Raw genomic sequence first — 2,764 nt, forward strand, 5'->3', positions numbered from 1 at the left:
GGGCGGCGTCCACCCGTGCGGTGTCCGGCAGCGGCGTCGCCTCTTCCTCGCGGTCCTCGCCGCTGCCCGTGACGACGTACTCGTACTGGTCGGCCGCCGCGACGACCGGCGCGTTCGCGTACCGCTCGGGCGGCACCGACGCGCGCAGCCCGGTCTCCAGGAGGATGCCGCAGGCCGTGACGATCAGAGCGGACATCATCAGCGCGACGAAGGTCCCCGCGAAGGACGCGGGTTTGAAGCGGACGGCCGCGCGGGCGAGTCCGTTGGGACGCTTCACGCCGCGACCCCCGCCACCGCGTTCGCGCGGGTGGTACGGGCGGTGAGCGCGGTCATCCGCGCCGCGATCTGGTCCGGCGTACCGCGCTCCAGGCGGTCGGCGAAGGTCCCGTCCGCGAGGAAGAGTACGCCGTCCGCCCATGCGGCGGCGGCCGGGTCGTGGGTGACCATGACGACGGTGGCGCCGAGCGTGTCCACCGCGTGCCGGAGCAGGCCGAGCACCTCGGCGGCCGTGCCGGTGTCGAGGGCACCGGTGGGCTCGTCGGCGAACACCACATCGGGGCTGCCGATCAGGGCACGGGCGATGGCCACACGCTGCTGCTGGCCGCCGGAAAGCTTGCCGGGCCGGCGCCGCGCCTTGTCGGCGAGACCGACCTGTGCGAGCATCGCGCCCGCGCGCCGGCGATCCTGGCGCTGCCCGGCCAGGCGCATGGGCAGCAGGACGTTCTGCTCGACGGTGAGCGAGGGCAGCAGGTTGAATGCCTGGAAGACGAAGCCCAGGCGGCTGCGGCGGAGTTCGGTCAGCTCGTTCTCGCTCATACCGGTGATCTCCGTACCGCCCAGGCGCACGGATCCGGCCGTCGGCCGGTCGAGTCCGGCGGCGCACTGCAGGAAGGTGGACTTGCCGGATCCGGACGGGCCCATGATCGCGGTGAACGTGCCGAGCGGCAGGGCGAGGTCGACACCCGCGAGGGCATGCACCGTGCCGGCGCCGCGGCCGTACTGCCGCCGGACTCCGCGCAGTTCGACGGCGAGACCGGGAGTGGCGGCCGGGGCCTCCGGTCGTGCGTCCCTCTGCCGCCGCTTGCCGCTGCGTAGCCTCATGTTCCGCCCTTTCGCGTTCCTCTTGTGCTGACGGGACGGAGTGTGCGGGCACAGCCGTGTGCCGGGCGTCATACCCGGGAGCCAAGCTGGAGGTGCTACCGAGGTAGGGGATGGGGAGGAGCGGCCCCCCGCCCTGCCCGGCCCGGGGCAGCCGCTCGGGGGCCCTGGGGGCGAGGCCCGCACCCCGCGCCTTCGGCGGGACGACCCGCCTGGGCGCGGTCGCGCAGGTCGAACCCCGGTGAGGACACGGCTCATACGCGTACCTCATGGCCGCGCGGCCGGCCGGTGCCGCTGTCAGGTTGGTGAGATGTTGGTGAGGTCGTCGGTCAGACGGGCCGGGCACCGCCGAGCGCGCCGTGCGGGTCGAGGACGTACTTACGGCTGGCACCCTGGTCGAACTCGGCATAGCCACGCGGGGCGTCGTCCAGGCTGATGACGGTCGCGTTGACCGCGCGGGCGATGTGGACGCGTTCGTTGAGAATGGCCTGCATCAGGCCGCGGTGGTAGCGCATGACCGGGCACTGTCCGGTGGCGAAGGTGTGGCTCTTGGCCCAGCCCAGGCCGAGCCGTACCTTCAGGGTGCCGGTACGGGCGTCCTGGTCGACGCCGCCCGGGTCGTCGGTGACATAGAGGCCGGGGATGCCGAGCGCACCGCCCGCCCGGGTCAGGCCCATCAGGGAGTTGAGGACGGTGGCGGGCGCCTCCTCCGAGTTCTTGCCGTGGGCGCGTGCTTCAAAGCCGACCGCGTCGACCGCCGCGTCGACCTCGGGCTCACCGAGAATCTGCGCGATCTGTTCCTCGGCGGTGCCCTGGGTCAGATCGACGCTCTGGCAGCCGAAGCTGCGGGCCTGTGCCAGGCGTTCGGCGTTGAGATCTCCCACGATCACCACCGCGGCGCCCAGGAGTTGGGCGGAGGCCGCCGCGGCGAGGCCGACCGGTCCGGCCCCGGCGACGTACACGGTCGAACCCACCCCGGTGCCCGCCGTGACCGCACCGTGGAATCCGGTGGGGAAGATATCGGACAGCATCGTCAGGTCGAGCAGCCTTTCACGCGCCTGGTCGGGATCGGGAAAGCGCAGCACGTTGAAGTCCGCGTAGGGGACCATGACGTACTCGGCCTGCCCGCCGACCCAGCCGCCCATGTCGACATATCCGTACGCGGCTCCCGGACGGGCCGGGTTCACGTTCAGGCAGATGCCGGTCTGGCGTTCCTTGCAGTTGCGGCACCGGCCGCAGGCGATGTTGAACGGCACCGACACCACGTCTCCGACCTGGACGAACTCGGCGTCCGGCCCGCGTTCCACCACTTCCCCGGTGATCTCGTGCCCCAGGACCAGCCCAGCCGGGGCCGTGGTCCGCCCGCGCACCATGTGCTGATCGCTGCCGCAGATGTTGGTCGCCAGAACCTTGAGGATCACACCGTGCGGACACTTGCGCCCCACATTCGCGCGTGCCACCCCTGGTCCGTCCCGCAGTTCCAGCCCCGGATAGTCCGTGCTCTGGATCTCCACGGTCCCCGGCTTCACATAGGCCACTGCCTTGTTCCCGGTCACACCCGGTCACCTCCACACTCCATCCAGGGAGCCACGCGAGTCATCGCCCCCGGGGCCTTCGCGTACTGTTCGAGTGTCCTCCCGAATCGCCGGACGCGCAGTCCGGCGAT

At 71.7% G+C, this 2,764-nt stretch carries 2 protein-coding genes and 1 pseudogene; all 3 read right to left on the bottom strand.

The window, feature by feature from the left end:
* Window positions 1-277: pseudogene (locus ACWF94_RS38090) on the bottom strand (ABC transporter permease); the annotation flags it as partial.
* Complete coding sequence (locus tag ACWF94_RS38095) at window positions 274-1,101, bottom strand: ABC transporter ATP-binding protein (RefSeq protein ID WP_453499475.1); 828 nt, start codon at window positions 1,099-1,101, stop codon at window positions 274-276. The pseudogene ACWF94_RS38090 and the gene ACWF94_RS38095, both read right to left, overlap by 4 nt.
* 326 nt (window positions 1,102-1,427) lie before the next feature.
* Window positions 1,428-2,654: a formaldehyde dehydrogenase, glutathione-independent gene (fdhA, locus tag ACWF94_RS38100; protein ID WP_453499477.1), complete on the bottom strand. Its 1,227-nt coding sequence runs from the start codon at window positions 2,652-2,654 to the stop codon at window positions 1,428-1,430.
* Between the last annotated feature and the right edge of the window lie 110 nt (window positions 2,655-2,764).

The sequence above is a fragment of the Streptomyces sp. NPDC055078 genome (genome assembly GCF_053607985.1).